The following is a 26,691-nucleotide window of genomic DNA, read 5'->3' as shown; positions in this document are numbered from 1 at the left end:
CCGTGTCCGGATCCACCAAAGGACCAGGCGCAGCCTGCGGAGCCGGCTGAGCAGCAGGCGGCTGCCCCGGCTGCCCCGCCCCCGGACCCGGCGGCACGACAACATTTCCCTGCGGCACCACAGCCGAACCCGGAGCAGCACCACCCTGACCTGGTTGCGCCTGCGGTGTCGCTGGCGCGCCGTTCTGCCCCGGCGCCGCTGACGAGCCGTTCTGCCCCGGCGATGCACCGGATCCCGGATTGACCGGACCGGTACCCTTGCGCGGCGCGGCCTTGTGCCCTTGCTTACCCGACCAAGGCGTTACCGGGCCGGACTGTGAATCACCGTCTCCCCCAACATCTTCAGTTGGCTCATCGACAACTTCGACCTCGTAGTCCGCAGGCCACACCTCCGCGCTCGTCACGATCCACCCCCTAGCACTCGCTTGATGCGGACATCACGGCTGGTCGGCATCGACTGCTCGACGAACCGTCCGGAATAGGGATCATAAGTCATGACTTGTGTTGCGCCGAGGGCGATTCCGGTTCGCGTCGGTGCGTTGCTGCGGTAATCCCAGAAGACCAGATCACCCGCCGAAACCGCGGCGGGATCGACCCGCTGTCCGCACGCCGCCTGGGCCGCAACGGTTTTCGGAAGCACCGTCACCGCTTTTCCGATACTCGACGATTGCCCGCACGCGACCGCCGCCGATCCCGGCTGCACCGACGTACCCCGCACGGGCGGCGCGACAGGTTCGGTGTCGTCCGGTGGCTGCGCCGCCGGATCGCAATGGCCGGTCACCGCCGCGGCCGAGGCCTGATAGATCACATCCCGCGTCAGCCCTGCCGCACTCGAGGGGCCACCCGGCGCACCGTCGACACTTCCCGCCGACGCTTTCAGCGCGCGATTGATAGCTAATTCGCGGGCACAGTCACCGAGCAATCCGCTCATGGTCGTCTGCAGCGGCGGCAATTGATACGGCGCCGTGCGGATCGAACTCGCGCAGGCACGCTGCCAGTCCGACGCGCTCGTATCATCCGGTGCCACAGTTAGTTCCGCGTACGGGTTGACGGTAGGCGCGGCGGAGGGCGCAGCGCTCGACCCTGAACCGGAGGCAGCGGTCGTGTGGGGTGCAGCTGTCTCGGTCTGCGACGGGTCCGGACCGATCGCGCTGTCGCACTGATAGTGCAGGTCGGCGGAGATAGCCGAGGTCGTGCCGCCGACCACGAGCACCATGACCACGAGAAGCGTGCCGAGTCCGGACACTGCCGCCAGCAACAACCACGCCCAGGCGGGAACCATGGCGAGGAACATGAGCCGACCGATCATCGAATACCTCTCCGCCCAGAACGAGCTATTTCACCTTTCCACAGACACAGACCTAATTAATTCAGTCCGGCCCCGGCACCAGATACTGGGCTACACCACGCATTCCCCGTCCCCAGTTCGGATGAGGCCGATTGCGCTGGTTCGGATTACCCGGCACATGCCCGACCGGCGTCACATTATTCGTAGGAACTCCAGTACCACCGTTTGCATAATAATCGGTATTACCAGCCCGCCAGAGCTCGTTCCTAAGATCACGAAGTGCCTCCGGATCGGTTACGTCATCCATGACCCTGCGGGTGAGTTCATCTGAGCGCCTGGCATGGTCGTTCCAAATCCATTGCTTCATACGATCCGCGGTCTCCACGTCCACATTGGCGGCCCGCAATCTCTGGAGTTCAGCGCTGGGATTGGTCACGTTCGTATTTTGTATAATATCGTTCAGGGCCTGCATCTTCGCCTTGGCAGTCAACGGGTCATTTTCCATGTATTCCGTGACAAAACGCAGATGCGAGAGATAAGGATTTTGGTTGTCGTCCAGCGTGACACCGCCTCTCCTGGTAAGGCGGAATTGCCGGGCGGCCTGCTCCATGGTGGCGAAATCGGCCGCCGTCTCGGCGGCGGTACCTCCTTCTCCGTTGACGAGCATGCGTGCCGAATTCTGAGCTTGCCGTACCGCAGCAGCCAAGAAACTCAGGTCATTATCCTTGAACGGCTCGTTGCTACCCATTTTACTGATCCGCTGACGCGAGCGATCCGAAAGTAGCGCCATTTCCCTGTCCTGCGCACCTGCACCGATCATGGCCCCGAGTGCATCAGCCGTCGTGCCACCGGCATCGATAACACCCTGGATCGCTGCTGAGTTGCCGCGGAACGTGTCCAAACCGCCGTAGGCCATGCCCTCCCGCCGAGCATTCGCGGCAAAGAGTGGGCGGTTCATGTACGACTGGGAATACGCCTCATGGAACCCCGGCGTGTTCCAGACCTGCGCCTGCGCCTCCGCCATTCGCTTCTTCATTCTCGACTGGGGACGCCAAGAACCCGGAATTCCGCCCATCGCCCATTCGGTCAGCGGCGAATTCGCTATGGTGCTCGCCCCGCCGAGCAAAGCCATCATACCGATGCCCGACATCTTGTGGCTCGCGCCTATTTGCCCCATCCCCAAGGCAGTCCCGCCACCGCCGCCGCCCGAGCCGGCCCTGGCACCACCGTTCTGAACGGCCAGGGCGAACCGGTTGGCAATCCAGTCGTTGCCCTTCTCCAGACCCGCGTTGAGGCGCTTCAACTGGAGGATGGCGACGATTTCCACGATCGCTCCGATGACGAACACCGACATGACCTGACCGCGCGCCTGTTGAAACAGATCGCCGAGAAACAGTTCGTAGACGCCGAGGAATATGACGAACGCAGCCATGCGCCCGGCCGAGACGAATCCGTGCACAACACAGCGAATCGTGAATGTCTGAGTCGGCCCGTATATGAATCCGCCCGCGGCGAATCCGAATATCGTCATGAATCCGTAGTAGACCGAATCGAGCGCAGCCCAGATGACCTTGATGGCCAGGAATGCTCCGAAAAGCAACAGAATCGTCCCGGACAACAGCAACAAAATTCCGGCGCCGATCTGACCGACGCTCGGATTGTCAGCCGACGCATAGGCGGAGCTGTCTCCGCACGCCTTCATGCCGTTCTTGACCCGGTCCTCATCACCGGCCATGACACCGGCCGACCACGCCGCCCGACAGGATGCCCGGTCGTCGACCACGTGCCCGAAGTTCCACACTTGCAACGGACGTCGCGCGAAGTTGTCCGCCATATCGGACTGCATCGTCTGGATCAACTGGTTCGGATTCGGATTGCTGTTGCCGTTCAACCCGGCTGCCACCGAAATCCCCAGATTCCGCCCCTGCGCCAGCAGGCCGTCCGGCGACAGCACCTCGGCCAGCGGTTCGGCCAGGAACAGCGGCCCGAGTATCGCCACCGCCACCATCGTCACGACCTGCATCGAGGCCTTGGAGAAATAGCCGCGCACGATGAACACGCCCACAGGAACCGCGCCGATCGCCACCGCGGTCACCAGCAAGATCGGTGTCGCGATCTGCCCCGTCAGAGCGTTGGCCACACCTTCCAGCGGCTTGCTGACAACGTTCAGCCACCCGAAATCCAGGGTGTCGGTGGGCAACCAGATCGCGGTAACCGTGATGACCAGCCAGACGGCGAATAGCACGATGATCAGGAACGACATCACGATATTCCCGGGGCTGAAGATTCCGCCGCGATTGGTGGCGAACAGATAGCTCGAAAGTTCTACTCCCGACGAATCTTTGATCCGCATCCAGCTGAGCGCACTGTTGGGCGCGGATACGGTACCCGTGCCGGTCTGCGCGGTGGCCAGCACCGCCATGATGCCTGGACAGATGAACAGTACGACGAGAGCGACGAGGGCCCATGTGGTCCAGCGTCGACGGCGCGTCGCGCCGATCCACCTACGACATCGCCGAAATACCGCCGACGGCCGCCACTGGACCGGATCGAAGAGTTCGGCATCCTGCCCCAGCCCGAAGTCGTCTCGGCCCGATCGAATACCGCGATCAGTAGCGAATCTCAACGCACTGCCTGTCTTTCCGAAATGGCTGTGCGGGTGCCTCCGGGAGCACTCGGCGTGCTGGTGATCGCCGCGGCGCGATCGATCCGGGCCGGGCCGAGCACCTTGCCGCGGCCGATCCGGTTCAGTGCGTCACGCATGAACATCTCGCCGCGGCGTTCCTCGGGCACCTGACGGCCGGCGCCGACCGGCGGCGAGGTCTCCTCTCGCAGGATCTGGAGCAGAAACGGCGCTTCCTCGAGATCCACGCCGAGCCATTCCAGACTGTTGCGGGCCAGCGTCTCATCGCGTTGCCGGAAGACGAACCGGTTCGGGATGAGATTGTGCGCGGCCCCCTGGAAGTCGGTCGCCGGATCATGCGAGGCCAGCCCGATCGCCGCCAGATGCTTACGGCCGTCGCGACTGAAATCCGAGGTGACCGCCGAGCCGACCTGTGTCTGCGTGAAGTGATGCGCCTCGTCGCCGACCAGCAGCCCGAACCTGCCGTTATCGGTGAGGAAGGCCTCGCGGGCGGCCACGCCGACGAGTTCGTACAGCGCGGTCCCGAGTCGTTTGGTCAGCGGCAATCGGTTGTACAGGTGCGGGGTGGTGAGCTCCTCCGCAGTCGGGAGCGCCAGTTGGTGACTGCGCACGACCGTCGCGGCGGCATTGAGTCGCAACGGTTTCAGCGCCGGATCGAACAGCACCGGTACCCGCTCGACAACGGTGCCGAGGCGTGCCGCCAGATCCGCGTATTCCTCCGGGTTTCCGGGCTGGTCGCGCAGCCGCCGCACGACATGGAACAGATCGAGCAGACTCCGGATACCGTGTTCGGCCATACCCCTGATGGTCAGCAGATTGCTGGCGGCGGCACCCGCGCCGGAGGTCGGTGACAGATCCAGCAGCGGCAGGATCGAGTCGAGCGCGCGCTCACCCGCGACCCTCGGTTCGAACATGCGCAGCGGATCCAGCGATACTGTCGGATTCGCCAGATCGATGACAACCGCGTTGTCGATCGCGGCGGCGAAGTGCTCCCACTCACCGACCTGACTTCGGTCGATGGCCAGGAACTGCCCGCCCATATCGTGGACGAGCACCGCCATCAGCTTCAGGAAATACGATTTGCCCGAACCGAGTTCGCCGGTGACCGCGAACGATGCGGACAAGTCGTGCAGCGCGGCCTCCATGATGCCGAAATGGATCGGCTCGTATTGGCCGGACAGCAGGTTGACCCCGATCACCGGGCCGCTGTCGTCGCCGATCTGGCTGGTGATGAACGGTACGAACCCGGCCCACATATCCGAAGGCACGATATGGGCGAAGTCGTCGTAAGCCCGGCGTTGCGGACTTCCGGGAATCAGCATCGACCACAGATCGACCTGGGTACCCAGCGGTGCAGTCATCTCGACCTGGAACCGCTTATAGCGGCGCTTGAGCGTATTGACCGCATCCATCGTGACATCGCGCGAGGGGCCACCGATGGCGATGACGGTCGTGAAGGAGACCTCCGACTCACCGCCGTTGACCTCGAAATGCTGGTTGTATTCGCCCAACATCTGCGCCTTCGACGTCAGCGTATTCTGCGCGAACGACACCTCTTGGTCGCGCTGATCCATCTGCTCACCGAGTCGGCGCAGGCTCAGCTCGTTGTTCTTGAGTACCTGGTCCGCGGGTTTGGTCGACACCCGCATCCCCCAGTCGACCGTGACCTCGCCGAGGCCCTCCAGCACATTCAGGAATTCGCTGCCACCGGGAAATCGCATGCCCGCGTACGGGAACGAATGCGGGGTGAGCATCGCCTGATAGGACGGGCGATACTCGTAATCCGGTTGCACGACCTTGATCACCGGAACGAACGAGGGTCGTACCCGCCGGTTGCTATCGGCCTGAGCGCCCTCGTCGAGGGCCGCCGAGGAGAACACGGCCGCTGTCGCGTCATCCAGCGCGCCGACCCGAGTCGGGGCCACCGGATCGCCCGCCGCACCACGCGACAGGTAGTGCTCCCACAGCCATTGGAACAGTGCGGCGGGCACCGGAACCGGATCGAAATCCCCGCCGATCCGGGACAGGATCTCGTTCGCCTTTTCGTCGTAGGCATCCAGATCCGCGCGGGAGATGGCGGTCGCATCGATCGTGGTGGTGCTGCCACGCCACATACGCGACAGCGCCGAAATACCGGAGTTCGCCGTGCCGACCGGAATTGTCAGCAAGTAGATCCGGGTCTGCGGTGAGATCGCGCGGACTCGCTCATACGAGGCGACCACCTCGTCGGCGTAGTCCTCGCATTCGTCGAGATCGACGCCCTCCACCATCTTGGTCAGCACGTCGATCGTGTTGAGCCGCGCCTGGATGCCGAGCAGCAATGACCCGCTCGGCAAGCTGTTGATCAGCGCATGGTGGGCCATCTTCACATCGTGCTTGTCACCCGCCTTGCGCAACCCGTAGCCGAGCGGGTTGATGAAGTAGGTCGCGGTGACCAGACCCGAATGGGTGAATTGCAGATTTCCGCGAATCGCGGCGGTGGGCTGTAGATCTCGTCCGAACGCCATCAGCGGCTCCCTTCCGATGCTGGGCCACCGTTGCCGTTGATCCAGTTGCGCAAGTCCTTGCCGCTGCCGCCGACGCCGATCACATCGAGCATCCGGATATCGGGTTTGGCGCTCGCCGCCACCTCGACCGGTCGATCCGGCAGGACCAGGACGATGGACTCTTCGATGAACATGGTGTGGCGCGCCGAATCGGCGTTGACCGGCATACCGGATGCGGACACCGGCTTGCGAAATACGAGGAGCCGACCCACCCACAGCGCCCGAGAAGTCATCCGGACGCCGGTATACGGCACCAGTCCGACGGCGAAGACAACCGCGATCGTCAGCACCAGTCCCACCACGAAGGTGACCGCCGGATTGACCGGAAATACCATCGCGCACACCGAGGTGATCACCATCAACACCACCGCGCCCGCGACCTGCGGCAGGGTGTACGGCCCGAAGGGCAGTTTCTGCCCGTTCTGGGCCTTGCCGATCATGGTGGGAACCCGCTTGATCGGCGTGAAGACCTTGATCACCTGGGTCATCGATAGCCACCGATGGGATGATCGGGGACGATGATGTTGGAGTCCGTGCGCGCGTAGTTGACCAGGGTCGGAAGTATCCAGAACAGGACCGCGGCCAGCAGCGCCGATCCGGCGACGGCGAGGATCTTCGCGGGCGAGAGCTTGGATTTGGCCGCCTCGGATATCAGCACGCCCATGCTCAGAATGGTGATCAGGATCAGGCCCGCCCAGCGGACGAACATCAGGATGTTGTACAGGATGGCGCTCAAATTACCCACGGCCGTGCCTCTTTCGTATCAGTTCTGGGTAGCCCGCGGAATCTGCACCGTCGTCGACGGCAGCGACGTCGTCGAGCTCGGCGCACTTGCGTGCGAGTTCTGCTGGTCGGCGATCACGGCAGGCGGGTTGGTCATCGCAGGAACGGCATCGACCGACTGCACTTGCCACTGGCCACCGTCGCGAACCATGGTCAGCGGATAGGCGAGCGTCGCGACCGCCCCGCCGTCGGCCTTGGGATTGACGGTGACGAGCACCTGCGCGTGCGAACGCGCTGTGCCACAACTGTTGTCGTCCGAGGTGATCGCGACGGTCTCCACGGCGGTGAACGGGGCCGGGCGCAGTGCGACGATACCGGCGTCCAGGGTGACGTAACGGCCTACATCGCCATTGCCCGTCAGGTAGGTGGTGAGAAAGCCCGAAGCCACTTGCGCGAGCGGTGTATCCGCCGTGCAGGGCGCGGCGTACGCCTGCGCCAGATCGGCGCCCCGGCTGGGCGGTTCGACCAGGGCGGGCAGCGCGAGAGCCCGCAGTCGACCGTTGAGTACCGATACCCCGACCCGATAGAACTGGCGGGTGTCCGCGCCCGCACTGTTGCTGGCGGTGGCGCCGCTGGTGCTGGTCCCGCTGGTGCTGGTCCCGCTGGTGCTCGTGCCGCCGGTGCTGGTGCCGCCGGTGGCCGACTTACCCAACCGGACCGATACGGTCACCGACCAGACCTCGAGTGTGTCGAAGCTCCCTATCCGCGACACGTACACCACGGCGGGATCGGATACCTGCCGGGCCGTCGAGGGCAAGGTGATCTGCTGGGCACTGGCTCCGACATATTCGCCGAGCCGATCCTGCTGTCCGGCAACAGAACTCAAGTAGGTCATGATGAACTGCTGAGCGAAGGACCCGGCCAATTGCGCGCGGCCGATGGTCGCGGGCGTCGCACTGTCGGATGGGGGCGGCGGATCCGAGGCGAAAAAATCGAGGATCGCGTGTCCGCCGCCGAGAACGGCCAGCACCGCGAGCACCGCGACGATCACATTGTCGCGGCGGCGGCGTGCGACCATTCGGCGAAGTAATTCATCGCCCGAATCCGTCGATCTGCCAACCATTGTCCGCACTCCCGAAATGGTAGAGAGCACCATCATTTCCAGCCCCCGTCATCGTTCCCAACATTGGGGACAGCGGGTCAGTACACAGGACTACGTTTCAAGCGATGCGCAAGCCGATACTGCAACTGATCGTCGTACCCGATCGGCGCCTGCCCCTGCGGGGTTTCCAGCGTGTGGCGCCCGGATTCCAGCATCGGCATGTCATCAGCCAGGCGCACCAGCTGGGCGATCGCGAGTTGCCGGCTCGGATAGCCCGGATACGGGTACAGCAGCAGCGATGTCGGGGTGTAACCGCCGCCGTAGTTGAGGGCCCGCACCGTGACACCCGCAGTATCGCCGGATTGCAGCCGATCACTCAGCGCTACCAAACGGACGCGGTCATCCGGATGGAAGACGTCCACCGGCCGGAACAGATAGTCCCATCGGATCCAGGGAGCCGGATCCGTGAGCCAATGCGAGATGCTGGCACGCTCGGTCTGAATGATCGCCAGATGAGTTCCGGCACGCCGGTGGGCTTCGCGCAATCCGACCCGTTCCAGCGTCGGCCACTCCGACTGCTCGTTGTCCGAGGTGACATCCTCGATCAACAACCACGCGCCCTGGGTGCGAGCGTCGTCACGGGCCCGGATGCTTATCCGCCACCGCCCCGGTCGCTCGGGACCATCGGTCACCGTGACATCGAACTGAAGCTTGTCACCGGGTTTCGGACTGTAGAGCAGATCCAGGACTTCGGCATGTCGATTGAAGGCCGAGATCCGATGGAACAACTCCGCGATCGACATCACCGGCACATGCTGCTCGGCCGAGTTCCCCGTCAGCCGAGTCGCGCCGATCGGTTGCTGAATGGTCTGGGTATTGAGATCCCAGATCGCACCAACCGCCGGCGGTAATTCGGGGCAGGTCGCCGCCGCCGAGCCCACCCACAAGCGGACCGCATGCACATCGCCACCCGGTCCGAACACCGGTCGTATCCGCAGCGCGTGCGGACCCGAACCGGTCGCGATGGTCAGATCCACATCCTCGGCCTCGTCGCGCGCAGCCCGGATCGCGTCGACCAGGCTTCGGGTCTTGAGGCTGTCGTAGAGCGCCGGAGTCCGCGACAGCAGCCGCTGTAGTACTCGCTGCCAGTCGGCGAATCCACGCGGCGCGTCTCCCACCGATGCCACCGACATCGCTTCGGGCGTCAACGTCTCGATCGTTATCCATGGATTTACTGCGCCACTTGTCATCGCACTTGCCCGTACCAGCCGTTCGTCGGAAGCCGTCACCTGTGTGACACAGTCAATGTACCGCTATATAACGGCTCATTCAACAGGTTGAGAGATGTCGACATCAGATGCAGTCTGCATGACATTGCCACCGTACGTACACCGAGCGGTCTTTTCTTAACGTCCGCTTAAGAACGCGTGCACAGACGTCAGAATTCCCACAGCTCAGCGCAGTTCGCGGACCTAAGGCAAAGCACAGCACGATGCCTGGGACCAGCGACAAAAACGCTGGTCCCAGGCCCCGATTCCACGCCCACAATCGCGACGGCTAGCTGTTCCCTCCCGCCGTCAGCGCAAGTACACCGGCACCAGCCAGCACGCCCACTTCGCCGAGTTCCGATGGCACGACCCGCAATCCGGTCAGATGGCCGAGTCGGGCATGCGTCGCGACAGCAGCGCCGAGCGCCTTCCAGAGCGAGGTGCCCGGCGCCGCCATCGTGCCGCCGAGGGCGACCAGGTCCAGGTCGAGCAGGGCGGCCACCGAGGCGATCGCACCGCCGAGCGCCGTTCCGGCCCGGGTCAGTGCGGCATCCGCCAGTTCGTCACCCGCACGTGCCTGACCGACCAGGTCGTCGACCGAAGCGCCCTGCCAGCCTTGTGCGCGTGCCCAATTCACCGCCGAGATTCCGCCTGCCACCGCTTCCAGGCACCCCCGACCTCCGCATTCGCAGCGCTCATCAAAGCCCGGCACCAGCACATGGCCGAGGTTTCCCGCGTTTCCGGTCCGACCGACCACCACGAAACCACCGACCGTGACCCCCGCAGTGATCCGGCTCGAGACCCTGACCGCGAGGGCATCGAATACCTCACTCGTCGCACCGAAGTTACGTTCGGCCAAGCTCAGGCACACGCCGTCGAGCGTCAACAGGACTAGGGCGTCCGGAAAAAGCTTCTCCACCGCCGATACGAGTGCGAAACCCGCCGCCCACTCGGCGATTCCGGGCGGCGCCACCACACCGGCGGCCATATCGAGCGGGCCGACCGAGCCGATTCCCACCCGGGTGACTTCCTCGCCGCCGGCGACCTCGACCAGCAGGTCACGGCAGGTGTCCCAGGCCGCACGAGCCGGAATCGGGACGCGCCGGATCTCGTCCGCGCCGACATTGTCTTCCACCCGACTCGCAGCGAAACCGTCAGGCCCGATCTCCAGAGCCAACATTGTCATGAGTTACACACCGCCAGAATGAGGTCCGTCGTGAACAGTGCACGAAAGCATAGGTCAGTGTGCGCCGGTTCCGGTCGGCTCCAACCGACGGCCCAGCACAATGTGACGCCGCGGTGCCGCCGGAATCGGATCGGCGGGTGCGGGACGCGAGCCGGTGCGGATGATCCGCAGCGGCCGCTTGTGATCGACGGGGGTGATGCGATGGCGGTCCAGATCGGCGACGACCTTGCCCGCGCTGTCATAGGGCACTCCGGCCCAGATCATCGCGCGGGGGCCGGTACCGCGCTCGATGAGCGTCTGCGCCAACTGTTCACATTTCGCGAACACCGGGCAGCTCTCACAGATTCGCATCGCCGCACGCCACGAGTCCGGGGTACCCACGTCCAGATCCCAGTCGTCGGGACCGTCCGCGCAAGGTGGCCGATGGGCCGACCCACTCGGAAGCGCCGAAACCTTTGCCGTCGCAACGGTTTCCATGACAAGGGAAGATTGCATGATGCTCATAGCCGTCTCCGGGGATGCCGAGGGCGCGCCAACTCCGTTGCGCGGGCCCATTGGTCGGGCGGTCATCGGGGCTGCTCAACAGTCCCCGGAAGGGCCAGCGATGATTGCCGGCCCACGAACGTTAACCCACGATTGGCTCCTCGGCAATCGTTTCTGCCGCTACTTAACGGCACGTTGACCAACATGTGATCCTGGCGTATCGTTAGGCAACGGTACATTTGTTCGCGGGCCATCCGCTAAGGGGCGAATTGTGGTTTCCTATGGATATGGCTGTTGAGTCCGAGTACACGATCGACGAACTAGCGCGGGCGGCCGATACCACCGTGCGAAGCGTTCGCGTGTACCACGAGCGAGGACTCCTCCCTTCCCCCGATGTTCGGGGGCGCATCGGCTATTACGGGTCGGATCACCTCAACAGATTGCAGACGATCAGCCGTCTGCTCAGTCGGGGCATGAAGTTGAACGGGATTCGGGAACTACTCGAGGCCTGGGATCGTGGCGACGGATTGGCGGAGGTGCTCGGCGTCAACGACCAGTCCGTCTCCGAGCCGACGACGGTCGCTGCGCCCGGCTCCCCCCGTGCGCAGCGCGCGCAGGCACCACCGGAACTTCCGGAATACGTGCAGCAGGCACTCGCCACCACCGGCGATCCGCACGAGGCCTATCGGGTGACCAATCCGCGCTGCGGCGACCTGACCACCCGACTCGTCGATGCGGGTATCCCCGCGCGCGACGCCTTCGAACTGATCGAGCGGCTCAGAGCCGATTGCAATCAGATTGCCGATCAATATGCGACCCAGCTGTTCTACTTCCTGGCGGGCCAGGCCTATGAGCAGTCCGGGCGCACTCCGAAGGATCGCGCCAAACTCGAATCGGAGTTGGCCATCGCCCGGCTGATCGCCACGCGCGCCACGTCGGAGCTGATCGATCAGGCGTTCGCCAGACATTCCGAACTGCCGCCGACCTGATATCGAATTCCCTCGGCTCGAACGCTGCGGATAATCGGCGATGCGAACGCACATCGGGTTTTCGATGGACAATGATATTCAGCACATTGCTGAATTGATGTAGGGTCGGCAGCGGCCGCCGGATTTCATACGAGATCTATACGAATCACCCTGAGCCCAATGGGTTTTCGGTATTCGATCGACCATTATGTTTGTACGCGTGTTCGGGCGATCGGATAGTCTCGTTGGCACGCGACTCGGGTCGGGCAGGAGCGACCGCCCAGTTGCGTTGTCGGACTTGGAATTCTGGGATACGGCGCGTTGGCGACCGCGTGCGATGATCCATCGATGCGCGCACTGGTGCGGCGCGACCCGGCTGCGGCGAATTACCGCCCGCCTGCTGCTCGGCGTGTTCGTACTGTTCGTTGTTCCGATGACGCTCGGTGCGGTGGCGACGGCGCAGACCGGGACCGATACCGCCGCCGGGTCTTCGACGATCGATGCTGTCGGCTGGATGAATGTCCGGGATTCACACGGCGTACCGCTGGCCAATTATGTCTTCGCCACGAATCACGGGAACGTCTTTCATCCCGGGAATGCCGCATTGTCGACCGCGCTCGATCTGGAGTTCGCGGGGTTCATGGGCACCGAGGTCACCAGTATCTGGGTAATCGACTACGCGGTCAGCTTTCGCTGGCTCGACCTGGTCGCGGAGCCGCTGAGCCGGGTCGCCGATACGCTCGCCGGACAAGTCGGCACGCCCGTCATCCTGGTGCTCGCGGTGACCGTCGGTGGAGTACCCGTGGGCTGGTTCATCGTCCGCGGATATTTCGCCAAGGCGACGCTTCAGGTCGTGACGATGATCGGTGTCGCATTGTTCAGCGTGCCCTACCTGGCGCATCCGATGGCCGATGTCCTGTCCTCGGATGGGCTGCTCGCGCAGGGACGCGATGTTGGTGTGGCGGTAGCCGCGGGTCTCAACGGCCAATCGACCCCGAGCCCACATGTGATCGTCGATTCGATCGAGGGCACACTCGCCGACAACTTCGTGCGCTATCCACTGCAGGTGTGGAACTTCGGCCATGTCGTGGACGACTCACCAGCGTGCCGGGCAGCGTGGTCGGAGGGTGTATTGGCCGGCAGCGACGACAAGGTCACCAGCGGACTGAAACGTTGTGGTGATGTCGCGGCGTACACCAAGAGCCAGAATCCCAACGCGGGCCAGATCTGCACCGGCCTGCTATTGCTGGTTTTCGCCGCCGTGCTGCTGATGTTCGGCGTATATCTGTCCGGGAAGATCGTGGTGGCCGCGGCGGAAGCGGTCTATCACGCGTTCATGGCCATCTTCGGCTTCGCCGCGGGCGGATACATCTATGGACCGAGCCAGACCTTCTTGCTGCGCAATCTCGTTGATGCCTTTGTATCGGCCGGAAAGATGGTCGCCTTTACCCTCTATCTCGGCATCTACGCCCTCGTTCTCGGCGATGTGTTCAAACAGGCGCAGGGCCACGGCATCGCGGTGATCTTCATCGGTGGATCGTTCATGCTCGTCGGAATCGTCTTGCTGCGTCGGATGAGCCGAAGGTTGGCCGCCGCACCCGGCCGGATAGCAGGTCAGATCAGTGGTGTACTCGCGACCGGACGTGCCGCCCAACCCAGTGGCGGCGGCGCAGCCATGGCCGCAGCGGGTGGCATGTCCGGAACCCAGCGGCTGATCACCGGACTCGCGGCACTCAACACGATGAACGCATCACCGGTGACCGAATATCTCATGGGCCGCAGACGATCTCCGTTGAGTTCCCGCTCCGGGATGCGACAGCGAGCGGAGCTGGCGAATATGAAGATGGCGGTCGAGGCGGACCGGTTCGGCTGGATCCGCAACTACTACCGCACGCGCGAACAGATCATCGACTCGGCCAGGTCCGCCGCGGCGACGTATGGCCATACACCGATGGGCGCCGCGGTCGCGATCGATCGGTTGATCGACCGCGGTGCCGGCCTCGGCGATGCCGAAGCGGCTTTGTTCAGTGCCGGATTCACCGATAAGGAAATGCGGACCAACGCCATCAAGGCCTACAACTACCGCACGAGTTGGGGGCCGAATATGTGGGACGGCGACAAGCATGTCGGACAGGCCATCGCCTCGCTCGGCGTACTCAAGCTGGGCGCGACGCCGGCCAATGTCGCGCTGTTCAAGCGGACCGCGCACCGGCTCGCGGAACGTCGCTTCGCCGATCCCGACCTGCAGTTCAGCAGCTTCACCGCACCGGAGCAGCATTTCCTGCGTAACTACTTCAACAACCCCAACGAACCGGTGATCCATGCCATTCGGGATGTCGTATCGGGCACCGGGACCGCGTTGCCCGGCCTGACCGGCACCGTAACCAGGGACCGCGCCGCGTTGATGAACAGATTCATCAATGTCCATCTCAGTCGGGAATACCTGGCCGCCGCCGAGGCCGAGAACTTCGCCGGAGCCTCCGAAATCCTACAGAGGATGGCGCTACCCGAATACTGGACAGGCAGCAGCACCCTCACACCGTCCAAGGCCATTCCAACGTTCTAGCGCTCGCCGAGATCGGCTACGACCGCAAATGATTCGCCAACGACAATTCTCGGCTTGGGTCGGGCGCAAGCCCCCTCTGCCGCAGTGAGCCAGGAACCCGGTCCGGTACCACACGTGCGCAGCGGCGATATATTTTGCATCAATTCGATGACCGAAGCAGCTCACATGGGAACAACGGGGTTCTCGCCGGAGCCTACGACTAGCCGGCCGATTCGCAGTGCTCGTCGGTGGCGAATCAGATAGTTCCCGTTCTCGAGTTGGAGGGGCTTCTTCCACCGCAACCGGTTCACGTCGAGCGCGACGTAATGCGACAGATGCGGGGAAAGGCCGATGCGGTCCGCCAATTCGATGTCGGGCATAGTTCCCGGCGCGATGGTGGTCAGGAATTGACCGCGGCGGGCGCCGGGTCCCCATGACGGCCGAAGTTTGCCGCTGCGGAGAATGTTTTCCAAGCCATGGGCGGACGTGTAGTGGTACATGATGCGTGGCGGCCGTTGACCGGTACCCGCCGCCGACAGGCCTGCATACTGCTCGACGCTGCGATCCGGCCCGAAGTCCATTGGCCCCATCGAACCGAACTTCCCATCCGCCGCACGCAATGTCTCCGCGGACTCCGACGTGTATTTCGCTGTGCGACTGATTCTTTCGGCCACCGCCTTACCACCGCGCTGGAACGTCGCCGCGATATCGCGGGTAACCCGCGTCAGCAGACGCGCGATCGGCGTGCTCACGGCACCTGGCCGATCGATCGCCGTCTACTCGTCGGCCAGTGCAGGCGGGTGGCCTGCGCTCCAGCATCACCGTGACCGGCTTCGCGGTGATCTTCGGTACGGTGAGCGGCCGCCTGCATCGCCGCAGATATCCCGAGGTGGCTGTCCAGGCTCTGCTGTCGGCCCTCGCACAGTAGTCGCTTCGTCATCCCCAGGACGGAACCGAATCTGCTCAACAGCACGGTGGACATAGGCCTCACTTCCTCCTGATCGCTGCCAGACGCGTTGCGGGACAAGCAGATCGGCCGACCCGCACGACCCGCGATCCGTGGCGCCGGGCTGCCCGACTCGGCAGCTCGACAGGTTCACTATGCCATAATTTTTGCAATATATACTATGCTTGCAAACTCTATTTCATTCATCGTGTGAGCCATGTTCGTATCACTACCCGCCGTCGGGTGACCGCCCACGGAAGAAGGCATCGTGCCAACCTCGGACGATCTGCAGCACAGCATCAGCACTCGCCAGCTGACGATGATCGGTATCGGCAAAGCCATCGGCGTCCGGTTGTTAGTCGGCGGCGGCAAGGAGATCCCGCAGCGGGGCCGGACATCGCCTTTGCCTACCCCCAGCGACCTCGTCACCATCCTGGTGACACACATGCTCGCCGGGCTGTCGACGGCCGCGGAACGCACAGTGGCGGCACACACTGCCCCCTCCGAACAGTCAGCTACGGTGTGGGCCCATCCCCACCTGATCGGCGACGCTGACGGCATTTCCTATGCAGTACAGGCTCGAGCAATGGAGCTCCGGACGTGGCGATAGAAATACCGCACGAAGTCGCGCTCTTCCTCAATTTCTGTGGTGTTCAGTACCCGGATGTCAATGAAGACGATGTGCGTACGCTCGGGCGGCAGGTGCAGAACTTGGCCGCGAAAGTCCGGGACACGCATGAATCCGCAACCGGCGTTATCAACGATATGGGCTCGGTCTATTCCGGATATTCATACGAACAACTGCTCGCGACCTGGGGGCGGATGAGTGCGACGCAAATGGCGGACCTCGACGTGGCGTGCAAGGTCGTGGCGACGGCATTGGATATCGCGGCGGACGTGATCACCATGGTCAAAGTCACGGTGCTGACCGAGCTTGCCGCACTGGCGGTGAGCTACGCCGCGGTCATCGCCACACCCGCAGGGCCTGCCGCCGGGCCCACCCTCGCGGCGGCGGCGCGGCGGATATGCGATCAAATGGAACAAAATCTGTTGGGCTACCTCGTCGCCGAGGTGATCGGCAAGGCCATAGAACCGCTCGAACACACCGTCGACAGAATGATCAATGGCATCGCCTATGACGCGGCGAGCCATCTTTTGGGAGTCCCGCCGCCCAGCAGTTCGTCTGCGCTGCCACTACATGTCGAGCCCGACGAGGTCATGCGCTACGCCAAAGTCCTTGCCGCCCATGCCGATGAGATCATGCGGCACGCCGCCGACTTCGCCGACGAGGTGGCGAGGCTAGATTTCACCACCCGCGGGCCGGACGGCATCGACGATCCGAGCACTTCGGCGGCGCCGACCAACCTGTCACGAGTCGGCACCGATCCCGGCATATCGTCCGCTCCTAACGGTCCGCTGGAGTTGCCGCGCGGTATCGCCGGACCCTGGTCGATGGAGCTGCCGGCGCCCGACGCCGGACATTCGCCGGCACATCTTCCTACTGCCGACCGCGGCAGCCCCAGCGCCGCGGACATGCCCGAGCGTCGATATCCTGACAGCACGCAGCGGGAATCATATGCGCCCGTGGACGGTTCGCCGGTCTCGCACGGCGGTCATGCGAATTCGACGAGCCCGATGGCCGCCGATACGGGGACCCCTTCGGCAGCCGGATCCACGGCGAACTCGTATTCGGGCCGGGTCGAGCACGGGCATGCTCGCCTCGATGGCACACCACCGCACGGAACCACCGAAACCTCGTCCGAATACGCGTCTGCCCGACCCGACGGTCGGGCAGACCGGATCACCGCTACCGCGCCCGCCGGGACCGACGGGCGTTCTCACTTCGGCGACGGCGCCGATCGTCGCGAACATGAGTCGGCGACCGAACTGATCGCATCCGATGGCCGAGCTGGACCATTTGCGCGGCAGCCTTCTGGACAGCGGAATCCTTCGACATCGACTACCCCGTGGGCGCGCCCCGAACCTGCACCCGCACCACGCGCGACTCCCTCGAAATCGCTGCCGTCCAGCACTTCTCGGCCATCAACCGCGCGCTCGGTCGAACGGAGTCCGCTGGTAACACCATGGTCGAAGACCAAACGAACCCCCCAAGTGCCAGCCGAGAATCTCGAGCCGAATGATGCAGGACCCACCCGCCGTCGCGGCGACCGGCCATTCGAATCGGATCAGAACACCACGAGTAACATCCGCGCTGCCGGTGCGAAGCCGGACTCGCCACCACCTTGTGCGAGCAGCCCAACTCTTTGCGCACCCGACAATGCCGACCAGCGCCGCCGAGCTGAATAGCCTTATGCCACTCAGTATTCGATGGTCAGGCAGGAAAGCGCGAGGCGGAAACTACGATCCGACACGGCCATCGGAGCCGGTACACCGAATCCGCAGATGTCGTTGGGCCATCGAGTCCGCTCGCGGCGAGCGCACGGGGCGAGCCGCGTTCGAGCACAGCATGATCTTCGAATAGCGGGCCAGCGGGTCAGGTGGCGGCTAACACTCGAAAATCTATCCGCCGCAGCACCAACCGGCCGGAGATCGATCGGTCTCCCACCAGAGAAGCAGTGGCGAACTCTTGAACGCACAGCCTCCGGAGCCTGTTGGTTGCGGGTCGACCCGGGTCCGGCGCACCCACCCAGACGACGGCATGACCGACACGGTCGATGCGGAGCGGTCAGCCATTGTCATCTCTGGTGTTCTCGCGCAATACAATTCGAATATCGACCGGAACTAAGCCGGAACCGGACGCGATCACCGGATTGAAATCGAGTTCGGATATCTCCGGATGCGCGGCTACGAAATCGCCGACGCGGACCAGAAATCGCGCCAGCTGCTGCCGGTCGACCGCCGGGAGATGACGGTAGCCGTCGAGCATGCGGGCAGCGATCGTCTCGTCGACCATTTCGAGCGCCTCGAACACGGTGAAGGGCGCGGCGCGAAATGTGACGTCTTGCAATGCCTCGACCATCACCCCACCACTACCGAAGGCCACCACCGGCCCGAAAATCGGATCGTGGGTTGCGCCGACCAGCAGCTCGACTCCAGCATCGGCCATGGGAGCAACGATCATCCCATCGATGCGGGCGTCGGGCACATGCGCATGGACAGAGTCGATGATCGCCTGTGCGTGCTGGGCCGCCTCGGCGGCCATTACACCGACCTGGACCCCGCCCACCTCGGACTTGTGGATGACCTGCGGGGAAACAACTTTCAGCGCGCACGATTGCTGATAGTCAGCGACGGCTGCAGCCGCATCGTCGACGGTGCGTGCAAAAGTCCATGCGCCGAGGTCGATTCCGGCGGCGGCGACCACCCGCCGTGCGGTGGGTTCATCGAGGAGTCCCGATCCGGAGATGGCGGGGGCCGGCGGCGGAAGTACGAGCGCGGAGCGTTGGGGGGCAGTCGCCATCAGGCGACCACGCCGCTCCAGGGCCGCCACGACCCGCACGGCGTGATCGATGGAGCTGATCACCGGTATACCACCGGCCCGCAGGCGGTCGTGGTTGGCGATGTCGAGACCGGCGTAGCAACTCTGAACCACCAGCGGGACACTGTGTTCGGCGATGAGTGTGAGCAACAATCCGGCGGCGGCATCCTCGATCGAGCGCAGCACTGGGTCGAACCGCAGGTGGTAGCCGCCATAGAGGCCGATGATCAACACCAGACCGACCTCGGGATCGCGCATGAGGATATCGACGGCCTCGGCGAACACCAATGGGTCGGTGTCAGTGGCGCCGGCCACGTCGACCGGACCAGCAACGGCCGCGGTAGCGCCGAGTAGGTGCCGCAGCCGCTTCTGGGTCCGCTCGCCGAGCCGGGCCAGTTCGATGCCGCGGGCGACGAGAGCGTCGGCGGCAAGCGTGGCGTGCCCCCCACCGTCGCTGAGGATCGCGACCTTGCGCCCCGGGGCGATCGGGGCGCAATTGGCAAGGGCGCCCGCGACAACCGCGAGCTCGTCGGAGCGCTCGACGAGCTCCACCCCGGCCTGCCGCAGCACGGCCGTCGCCACGGCGTCCGATCCGGCGATCGAGCCGGTGTGCGACCGCGCGGCGCGGCGCCCTACCTCCGAACGCCCACCGCGCAGCACGACAACCGGTTTATCCGCCACCGCACGAGCGGCGGCGACCAGCAACGACCTTCCGTCGACGAATCCCTCGGAATGAATGGCCACGACGCCCGTACCCGGATCGCGGACGAATTCGGTGAGACATTCGTCGTACCGGATATCGGCCTGGTTACCCAATCCCACGCAGACGTGGAAACCGGGGCCTTTGATCGCCCGATCATCGTTGACCAGCGACAGCAGCATATTCCCGCTCTGCGTGATCACACTGATCGGGCCACACGGAACATCCTCGAGGCCAATGAGATTCGCGCCCGAGGTGACGTTGAGCAGACCCGAGGTGTTCGGCCCGATGACCCGAATGCCGGTCTCGGCGATCACCGCTGCGAGCGTGGCGGCGCGTTCGGCGCCGGTTCCCCCGATCTCTCCGAAACCGTTGGCGAGCACGACAGCTCCGGCGAAACCAGCGGCGGCGCACTGGCGCAGCGTGTCAGGGACCGCCGCGGCGGGTAACGCGATCAGCGCGACATCGATGCCGTACGGGAGCCGATCGATCGAGGAGTACACCTCGAGACCGAGGATCTTCGGTGCTGTCGGGTGGACCGGGTAGATGAGATGGGCGTAGCCGGACTGCTGCAGGGCGCGGATGGCCTGGAAGCCGCGCTTGGCCGGGTTGACGGACGCGCCGACGATGGCAATGGAATGCGGGTCGAACAGCCGCTCCAGCGCCGTGCGTGCGGGCGCCCCGAGGCTGGGCGTGCGGTCGTCGATGCTGGTCATCTCTACTTTCCCTCGAAGACGGGGGTGCGGCGTTCGGCGAATGCGGCGACGCCCTCGGCCCAATCCCGGGTGGCCATCAATGCGAGAAGGTCGCGCGGTTCGGTGGCCAGCGCGACGTCGAGAGGGTCATCGCGGTGCAGCGCCGTCTTCATCCGGGCCAGCGCGAGTGGCGCCTTCGCCGCCAGGGTTTCGGCGAGCGTTTGGGCCGATCCGAGCAGGAGGTCCCCAGGCACCACGGAGTGGGCCAGCCCCCAATCGAGTGCTTGCCGACCGGTGAATCGCTCTCCGAGGATCAGCATGTCCGTGGCCCTACGCAGACCGACCAGACGCGGAAGCCGGTTGGTGACGCCACCACCGACGAAGGTGCCGATGCTCACCTCGGGAAACCCCATCTGCGCGTCCTCGGCCATGACCAGGAAGTCCGCGCTGACGGCCAGCTCCGCGCCGGCACCGAGTGCATATCCGTTGACCGCCGCCACCACCGGGGTGGCCATCGTCTGGATCTGCTCGCAGGCGCGCTGGCCCAGCTCGATGTAGCGCGCCTGTTCCGCAGGAGTCATGGTGCCGGACTTGTGCGCTTTGAGGTCGGCACCCACACAGAACGCCCGTCCGGCACCGGTGAGGACGACACATCGGATACCCGGATCGAAGTCGGCGGCATTCAGTTCGTCGACCAGCGTCCGGTACAGCTCTGCACTGACGGCGTTGAGCCGTTCGGGGCGGTTGAGAACGAGCGTTGCGATGGAACCGGATCTGCTCACCAGCACGGTGGACATGGGCCTCACTTCTTCTTCGGCGGGTCGACATCTGCACTATGCCATACATTTTGCAGATTCGACATATTTTGCAATCCATATTGCGCCATCGTCGGTTCGGCGTGTTTTATGTCACTACTAGCTATCGGGCGACGGCCCACGGTTCATGGAAGAAGGCATCGTGCCTACCTCGGGAAATCTGAAGCACAGCATCAACACTCGGCAGCTGACGATGATCGGCATCGGCGGAGTGATCGGCGCCGGGTTGTTCGTCGGCAGCGGCAAAGCGATCTCCGCGGCAGGCCCGGGCATTGTCATCGTCTACCTACTCACCGGCCTGGTGATCATCTTGGTAATGCGCATGCTCGCGGAGCTGGCGACAGCCAGCCCCGAAACGGGATCGTTCTCGAGCTACGCCTCCCGTGAACTCGGCACGTGGGCCGGACTGTCAGTGGGCTGGGTCTACGCCTATCACTGGTGTGTCACAGTCGCTTTCGAGGCCATTGCCGGCGCGGCGGTCGCCAATCAGCTCCTGCCGTCGGTGCCGACCTGGCTATATTCCCTGATCTTCATGAGCGCCTTGACCGGCGTAAACCTTGCGGCGGTAACTTCTTTCGCGCGTTTCGAGTTCTGGTTCGCCATGATCAAGGTCATCGCGATCGTCGCGTTCATCGGAATCGGCGTCGCGGCCATCTGCGGCCTGCTTCCACACCACCAGGCGCCGGGAACGACCAACCTCCTCGGGCACGGTGGTCTGTTCCCGAATGGCTTGACGCCTTTGCTCGTGGCGTCGTTGACGGTGTTCTTCTCCTACTTCGGCACCGAGCTGGTAACGATCGCCGCGGGTGAGGCACAGGATCCGGTCAGCGCGGTGCGCGCGAGCATGCGCAGCGTCGCCGGACGCATCCTGATCTTCTACGTCGGCTCGATATTTGTTGTCGTCACGCTATTGCCATGGAACGCAACGCAAGTCACGGAGAGCCCGTACACCGCGGTGCTGGACCTGCTCGGCGTTCCCGGCGCGCGGACCACCATGAATCTGGTCGTACTCACGGCGGTGTTGTCGTGCCTGAACTCCGGTCTCTACTCGTCATCGCGGATGCTGTTCTCGCTCTCGCGCCGCGGTGAAGGCCCTCGCGTACTGGGCAGGACCGCCCGATCCGGGGTGCCTGTCGCCGGTGTTCTCGCCGCCTCCAGCGCCGGATTCCTGGCGGTCGTGGCGAACTACTTCCTGCCCACCGGAGCGGTTTTCACCTTCCTGCTCAGTTCCTCGGGTGCGGTCGCGGTCGTTGTCTACCTGTGCATCTGCGCCACCCAGATCGCGGGGCGTCGCAGTAAGACCGCGGCGCAGATCACCGCACTGCCGGTGAAGATGTGGGGCGGCACATACCTGTCGTACGCAGTCGGCGTCGTCCTGCTGGCCATCGTCGGTGGAATGGCCCTGAACTCCGGTACCCGTACGCCGCTCGCGCTGACCCTCCTGGTCACCGCGACCGCGGTCACGGCCGGCCTGATTCATCAGCGCCGGGCCGGTGTGGCGCAGCTGGCCACGGCGGATAGCTGACCGCGCCGATGTCAATCGGTGGCATAGATGCCGAACTCATCCAGCAGCTTTTCCTCCTCGAGCAGTGTCGGGCGCACTTCATGCCCCAGGATTCGTGCGACATCACCCGTCATTGCCTGGACGAGGGAGACGAAGGCGGTCATCGATCGCAGGATGCTGGCGCTGGAGGCATCGATGTAAAACGTATCGTGCGCCGACACCGCCAGCGGCGATAGGGCGGTATCGGTCAATGCGATGACATGGGCATCGCGCTGTCGAGCCCACTGCGCCGCACGCACGGTGTCGAGGCTGTATCGATGGATCGACATCGCCACGAAACAATCGCCCGCACGCACCCGGCGCAGTTCATCGGTCAGCGTTCCCGCAGCGGCATCTATCGCCGACACATCCTCGCGCAGCATCCGCAGCAGGTAGGTCAGCAGATACGCGGGGGCATGGCACTTGCGCAGACCTATCACGTGCACTCGGGGAGCGTGGGCCAGCCGATCGACGGCCGAATCCCACATCGCCTCGTCGATGCGCGCGAACGTGCGGGCGATATTCGCTTGATCCAGCGCCACGGTCTGTTCGCGCATCCCGACACCTTCGGCCACGAGGTGCTCGAGATTGTCGAAGCGGCGCAACAGTTGCGCCTGCTCCTGCAACCGTTCGCGACACAGTCGCGTCAGCCCCGGATACCCCTTCAGACCCAGACCATTAGCAAACCGCACGACCGTCGCCTCATTGACATCGACCGCGCCCGCGAGCTCGGAGACAGTCATAAAAGCCACCGCTTCGGGATCCGACAGCACCCGCTGAGCCAGCTTCTTGTGCGCGGCGGACAGCGAATCCATCCTGCGACGTATCTCCACGGCCAGCTCGTCGAAGCTCGTTAAACCCGTCGTCATCTCCGCGTTCGTATCCACCGAACCTCCTCCGCAGCCTCGCACCGCTTGCGTGCACATGCGGTTATCTGCCAAGTTAGCCGACTCCGCTGGTCCTCGAGGCCACGCAGCTTCACCACCCAGAAAGCCATGTCTTTACCCGGGTGTCCACCGACCAATGGCCCAACTGCTCATAACCGGACTCGCGGCGCTCAACACGTTGAACGCATCACCACTGGGCTCCCGCGCCGGAATCCGACAACGAGCACAGCTGGCAAACATGCGGCGGGCAGTCGAAGCAGACTGCTGTCCGCAACTACTACCACACCCGCGAACAGACCATCGACTCCGCCAGATCCGCCGCCACAACCTGCAGCCATACGCCCATGGGCGCCGCCGTCGCCAGCGACCGATCAGTTGACCGAGGCACAAGCCTCGGCGACGCCGACGTGGCCTTGTTCAGTGCCGGATCGACCGATCCTCAGAAGATTGCAATGACCATTCAGCCGACCTCGAACAACTGTGCCGCCATGCGACGGCTCGGCTTTCCATTCGGCAATTTCGGCAACTGAGTGACCAAGCGGATCTGGCCGGGAATCTGGTGGTCGGCCAGGTGTGCGTGGCAGTGCCGGACAATGTCTCGTTTGGTGGTCTGCGCACCCTTGCGCAGGTGGACGACTGCGGCGATGTCATCGCCCAGGCGGGAATGGGGTACGCGCGTGGCGAGCGAGGAGACGACATCGGGATGTTCGTCGAGCGCGGACTCCACATCGACCGGTGCGACCGTATGGTCGCCGCGGTGCGCGATTTCGCTGAGCCGCCCCAGGATTCGCAAGCGTCCGTCGCGTTCCCGACGGGCCACATCGCGGGTGCGCAACCAGCCGTCCGCGGTGAAGGCCGCCGCGGTGGCCGCCGGATTGCCGACATATCTGCTGAACAGTGCCGTACCACGGACCTCCAGCTCGTGCCCGCCTGCCAATTCGGCACCGGCCAGGCGGAATTCGACACCGGTCGGTGTGCCGACGGTGCCGGGGACCCGCTCCCACGACGGTGGATCGGCCGCCGCCTGGTGACTGGTCTCGGCGAGGTCCAAGGCCTCGACAACCGGGCAGCCGAGCAAGCGTTCCGCGCGCTCGGCCGCAAGGCGCGAGAGCGGTGCCGAGGCGGTGCGCAGGAAACGCATACCGCGCGCCCGCTTGCGCGAGGCCACCAGCCCGGCGGTGAGACCGGCCAGCTGTGCTGGCATCACGGTGAGCCAGGTGGGCGTCGCCGAATCCAGCAACCGGTGCGACTGGCGCATCTCGCTCGCGGACGGCAGCACCACCGTGCACCGGTTGCGCAGGGTCGCCATCAGGTTCGCGAACAGACCGTGGCCTTGCGCCCACGGCAGTAGCGCGATGGTGCGGTCCTCCGGTGTGAGGGCGAAATGATCTGCGACAGCGGATATTCCGGCCGCGATATTGGCCTCGGAGAGCGCCACCGCCTTTGGTGCTCCGGTGGAGCCGGAGGTGAACAGGATCAGCCGGTCGCCTTCGTGCACCGGCGGGTCGGGCACCGTCGGCGCCCATTGATGTCTGCGCGCCACCTGCGACGGGATCCATTCGATGTGCGCCGGTGGCTCGAACGGGTTGCGCCACAATAGCGTCGGCGACTCGATCGGCCCCGGGGCCGACGCGATCACCACGCTGGGCCGGGCCAGCGCCAAGATCTGGCGCTTCTCTTGCGCACTCAGCTGCGGATCCACCGGCGCGAATACCGCACCGATATTCCAGACCGCCGACATTACCGCCGCGAAGGCCGGTGAATTCGGTAGTTCGGTGACCACCACGTCACCGGAACCGACGCCATTTCTCTTCAAACACCACGCAACGGATTCGGCCCACGCCTCGAGCTGACCGAATGACAAGATCGGATCCGCATCGGCGGAAACAAGAAACGGCCGATCGAGGGCATCCATCAATTGTCCTTCCGATGGCGCGATGGATATCCCACTCCCGTTGCGGAATTCGATAATCCACAACGGGAGTGGGGTCACGAAACGGCACCCATCGCCGATCGCAGCAGTTATCCCCGGCACCTCCCGGCAAGGGGGAACAAGAGGTGAGCAATGGAACCCGAAGTCCGCGCGACCAACGCCTTCCGCATCGTGACAGCTCCAGCACCACCGTCGAGGTCCAATTCTTAGCGGCGCCAGGTGCCCAACATTACCGCCGCACCTCGAGCATGCCCACAATCCTCGTTCCCATTTTTGGGAACGGGACGAATACCTCGACACGGTCGACCGAGCCGCACTTGGTCCCGCTCATCGCGGGACTTACGCTGCTCTGTCTGGGATCAACCGGAGGGCACATGTCTGGTGAGAACGTCGGCCGCAAAAGGGATTCGGCCACGACACGAACCGCGATTCTGACCGCGGCGCAACAGTTGTTCGCCGAACGCGGCTACGAGCGCACAACGGTGCGTGAAATCGCCACGCACGCCGGGGTGAATCAGGCGCTGCTGTTCCGATACTTCGGCAGTAAGGATGAACTGTTCCGGGCGGCGATCGCCGATCGGGGACGACGCGTACTGGAGGACGGGCCGGTCGATGGTCTGCTCGGCCGCTTGCTGTCACGTGCGCTCGAGCCGAGCGGCTCGGCGGCACAGGGACATTGGCTGCAGGCGGCGCTGCGCTCCAGCGGACACGATGAAGGAGCGGCGGCGATCCGCCGCGAGTTGGGCGACGAATACGCCCGCGCGCTCTCCGCGCTCACCGACGGCCCAGATGCCGAGTTGCGCGCCGATCTGCTGCTCGCCTGGTTGCTCGGCATCGGGCTGGTCCGCTCCGTACATCGCCGAGAACCACTGGCCAGCGCCGATCCGGCGGCGGTTGCCCAACATGTGCTGCGCGCCGCGCGGGTGCTACTGGAGCGTGTAGATGTGAATTTCCCACCGCTGTAACGAGATTCAACCGTTG

Annotated in this window: 20 protein-coding genes and 2 pseudogenes; 6 read left to right on the top strand and 16 right to left on the bottom strand. The window is 64.3% G+C overall.

The window, feature by feature from the left end; translation table 11 throughout:
• From ABZ293_RS06405 to ABZ293_RS06360, 10 genes and pseudogenes are all read right to left on the bottom strand, one after another.
• Positions 1-403 (bottom strand): annotated as a pseudogene (locus tag ABZ293_RS06405) (hypothetical protein); the annotation flags it as partial.
• Positions 400-1,308: a hypothetical protein gene (locus tag ABZ293_RS06400; protein ID WP_355177819.1), complete on the bottom strand. Its 909-nt coding sequence runs from the start codon at positions 1,306-1,308 to the stop codon at positions 400-402. The pseudogene ABZ293_RS06405 and the gene ABZ293_RS06400, both read right to left, overlap by 4 nt.
• A gap of 61 nt (positions 1,309-1,369) precedes the next feature.
• Entirely contained in the window at positions 1,370-3,709 is a 2,340-nt protein-coding gene (locus tag ABZ293_RS06395) for a hypothetical protein (RefSeq protein WP_355177817.1), read from the bottom strand.
• Between the two features lie 200 nt (positions 3,710-3,909).
• Positions 3,910-6,438, bottom strand: coding sequence for an ATP-binding protein (locus ABZ293_RS06390; RefSeq protein ID WP_355177815.1), 2,529 nt, complete (start codon positions 6,436-6,438; stop codon positions 3,910-3,912).
• A complete protein-coding gene (locus tag ABZ293_RS06385; protein ID WP_355177813.1) occupies positions 6,438-6,965 on the bottom strand; it encodes a hypothetical protein in 528 nt (175 codons plus the stop codon). Before ABZ293_RS06385 ends, ABZ293_RS06390 begins: the two co-directional genes overlap by 1 nt.
• The gene (locus ABZ293_RS06380) at positions 6,962-7,222 is read right to left on the bottom strand and encodes a hypothetical protein (RefSeq protein ID WP_354954744.1); all 261 of its coding nucleotides are present in this window, start codon (positions 7,220-7,222) and stop codon (positions 6,962-6,964) included. Before ABZ293_RS06380 ends, ABZ293_RS06385 begins: the two co-directional genes overlap by 4 nt.
• An 18-nt stretch (positions 7,223-7,240) precedes the next feature.
• The gene (locus ABZ293_RS06375) at positions 7,241-8,323 is read right to left on the bottom strand and encodes a conjugal transfer protein (protein ID WP_355177895.1); all 1,083 of its coding nucleotides are present in this window, start codon (positions 8,321-8,323) and stop codon (positions 7,241-7,243) included.
• A gap of 77 nt (positions 8,324-8,400) precedes the next feature.
• Positions 8,401-9,552 carry a GAF domain-containing protein gene (locus tag ABZ293_RS06370; protein ID WP_355177811.1) on the bottom strand — a complete coding sequence of 384 codons (1,152 nt, stop codon included), beginning with the start codon at positions 9,550-9,552 and terminating at the stop codon, positions 8,401-8,403.
• A 307-nt stretch (positions 9,553-9,859) separates the two neighbouring features.
• On the bottom strand, positions 9,860-10,756 hold the full coding sequence (locus ABZ293_RS06365) for an ROK family protein (protein ID WP_355177809.1): 897 nt from the start codon (positions 10,754-10,756) through the stop codon (positions 9,860-9,862).
• 54 nt (positions 10,757-10,810) lie between these two features.
• Positions 10,811-11,260, bottom strand: coding sequence for a hypothetical protein (locus tag ABZ293_RS06360; protein WP_355177807.1), 450 nt, complete (start codon positions 11,258-11,260; stop codon positions 10,811-10,813).
• A gap of 266 nt (positions 11,261-11,526) precedes the next feature.
• Between ABZ293_RS06360 and ABZ293_RS06355 the strand changes: the two genes are divergently transcribed.
• Together ABZ293_RS06355 and ABZ293_RS06350 are read left to right on the top strand one after the other, a co-directional pair.
• Positions 11,527-12,228, top strand: a complete 702-nt coding sequence (locus tag ABZ293_RS06355) for a MerR family transcriptional regulator (protein WP_355177805.1) — start codon at positions 11,527-11,529, stop codon at positions 12,226-12,228.
• A 316-nt stretch (positions 12,229-12,544) separates the two neighbouring features.
• Positions 12,545-14,773, top strand: a complete 2,229-nt coding sequence (locus ABZ293_RS06350) for a hypothetical protein (protein WP_355177803.1) — start codon at positions 12,545-12,547, stop codon at positions 14,771-14,773.
• A 161-nt stretch (positions 14,774-14,934) separates the two neighbouring features.
• Here the strand turns inward: ABZ293_RS06350 and ABZ293_RS06345 are convergent, their stop codons facing one another.
• Together ABZ293_RS06345 and ABZ293_RS06340 are read right to left on the bottom strand one after the other, a co-directional pair.
• On the bottom strand, positions 14,935-15,504 hold the full coding sequence (locus ABZ293_RS06345; RefSeq protein WP_355177801.1) for an HYD1 signature containing ADP-ribosyltransferase family protein: 570 nt from the start codon (positions 15,502-15,504) through the stop codon (positions 14,935-14,937).
• Between the two features lie 34 nt (positions 15,505-15,538).
• Positions 15,539-15,701: pseudogene (locus ABZ293_RS06340) on the bottom strand (enoyl-CoA hydratase); the annotation flags it as partial.
• A gap of 265 nt (positions 15,702-15,966) precedes the next feature.
• On the opposite strand from ABZ293_RS06340, the gene ABZ293_RS06335 reads away from it, so the two are divergent.
• On the top strand, positions 15,967-16,308 hold the full coding sequence (locus tag ABZ293_RS06335) for a hypothetical protein (protein ID WP_355177799.1): 342 nt from the start codon (positions 15,967-15,969) through the stop codon (positions 16,306-16,308).
• Positions 16,299-18,005, top strand: coding sequence for a hypothetical protein (locus ABZ293_RS06330; protein WP_355177797.1), 1,707 nt, complete (start codon positions 16,299-16,301; stop codon positions 18,003-18,005). Before ABZ293_RS06335 ends, ABZ293_RS06330 begins: the two co-directional genes overlap by 10 nt.
• Positions 18,006-18,384: 379 nt before the next feature.
• On the opposite strand, the gene ABZ293_RS06325 is transcribed toward ABZ293_RS06330, so the two are convergent.
• Both ABZ293_RS06325 and ABZ293_RS06320 read right to left on the bottom strand, forming a co-directional pair.
• A complete protein-coding gene (locus ABZ293_RS06325; RefSeq protein WP_355177795.1) occupies positions 18,385-20,553 on the bottom strand; it encodes an acetate--CoA ligase family protein in 2,169 nt (722 codons plus the stop codon).
• A gap of 2 nt (positions 20,554-20,555) precedes the next feature.
• On the bottom strand, positions 20,556-21,329 hold the full coding sequence (locus ABZ293_RS06320; RefSeq protein WP_355177793.1) for an enoyl-CoA hydratase/isomerase family protein: 774 nt from the start codon (positions 21,327-21,329) through the stop codon (positions 20,556-20,558).
• A gap of 160 nt (positions 21,330-21,489) precedes the next feature.
• Here ABZ293_RS06320 and ABZ293_RS06315 point away from each other — a divergent pair, with 160 nt between their 5' ends.
• Positions 21,490-22,872 (top strand): amino acid permease, encoded by a 1,383-nt coding sequence (locus ABZ293_RS06315; protein WP_355177791.1) that lies wholly within the window; start codon positions 21,490-21,492, stop codon positions 22,870-22,872.
• Positions 22,873-22,883: 11 nt separating this feature from the next.
• Here ABZ293_RS06315 and ABZ293_RS06310 read toward each other — a convergent pair whose 3' ends face one another.
• Entirely contained in the window at positions 22,884-23,777 is an 894-nt protein-coding gene (locus ABZ293_RS06310) for a MurR/RpiR family transcriptional regulator (protein ID WP_355177789.1), read from the bottom strand.
• Positions 23,778-24,237: 460 nt separating this feature from the next.
• On the bottom strand, positions 24,238-25,692 hold the full coding sequence (locus ABZ293_RS06305) for an AMP-binding protein (protein ID WP_355177787.1): 1,455 nt from the start codon (positions 25,690-25,692) through the stop codon (positions 24,238-24,240).
• Positions 25,693-26,084: 392 nt separating this feature from the next.
• On the opposite strand from ABZ293_RS06305, the gene ABZ293_RS06300 reads away from it, so the two are divergent.
• The gene (locus tag ABZ293_RS06300; protein WP_355177785.1) at positions 26,085-26,675 is read left to right on the top strand and encodes a TetR family transcriptional regulator; all 591 of its coding nucleotides are present in this window, start codon (positions 26,085-26,087) and stop codon (positions 26,673-26,675) included.
• Positions 26,676-26,691 lie beyond the last annotated feature (16 nt).

Origin of the sequence: Nocardia sp. NPDC005998, assembly GCF_040614395.1 — a bacterium.
Taxonomy (GTDB): domain Bacteria; phylum Actinomycetota; class Actinomycetes; order Mycobacteriales; family Mycobacteriaceae; genus Nocardia.
This window is presented reverse-complemented; position numbering and strand designations above follow the sequence as displayed.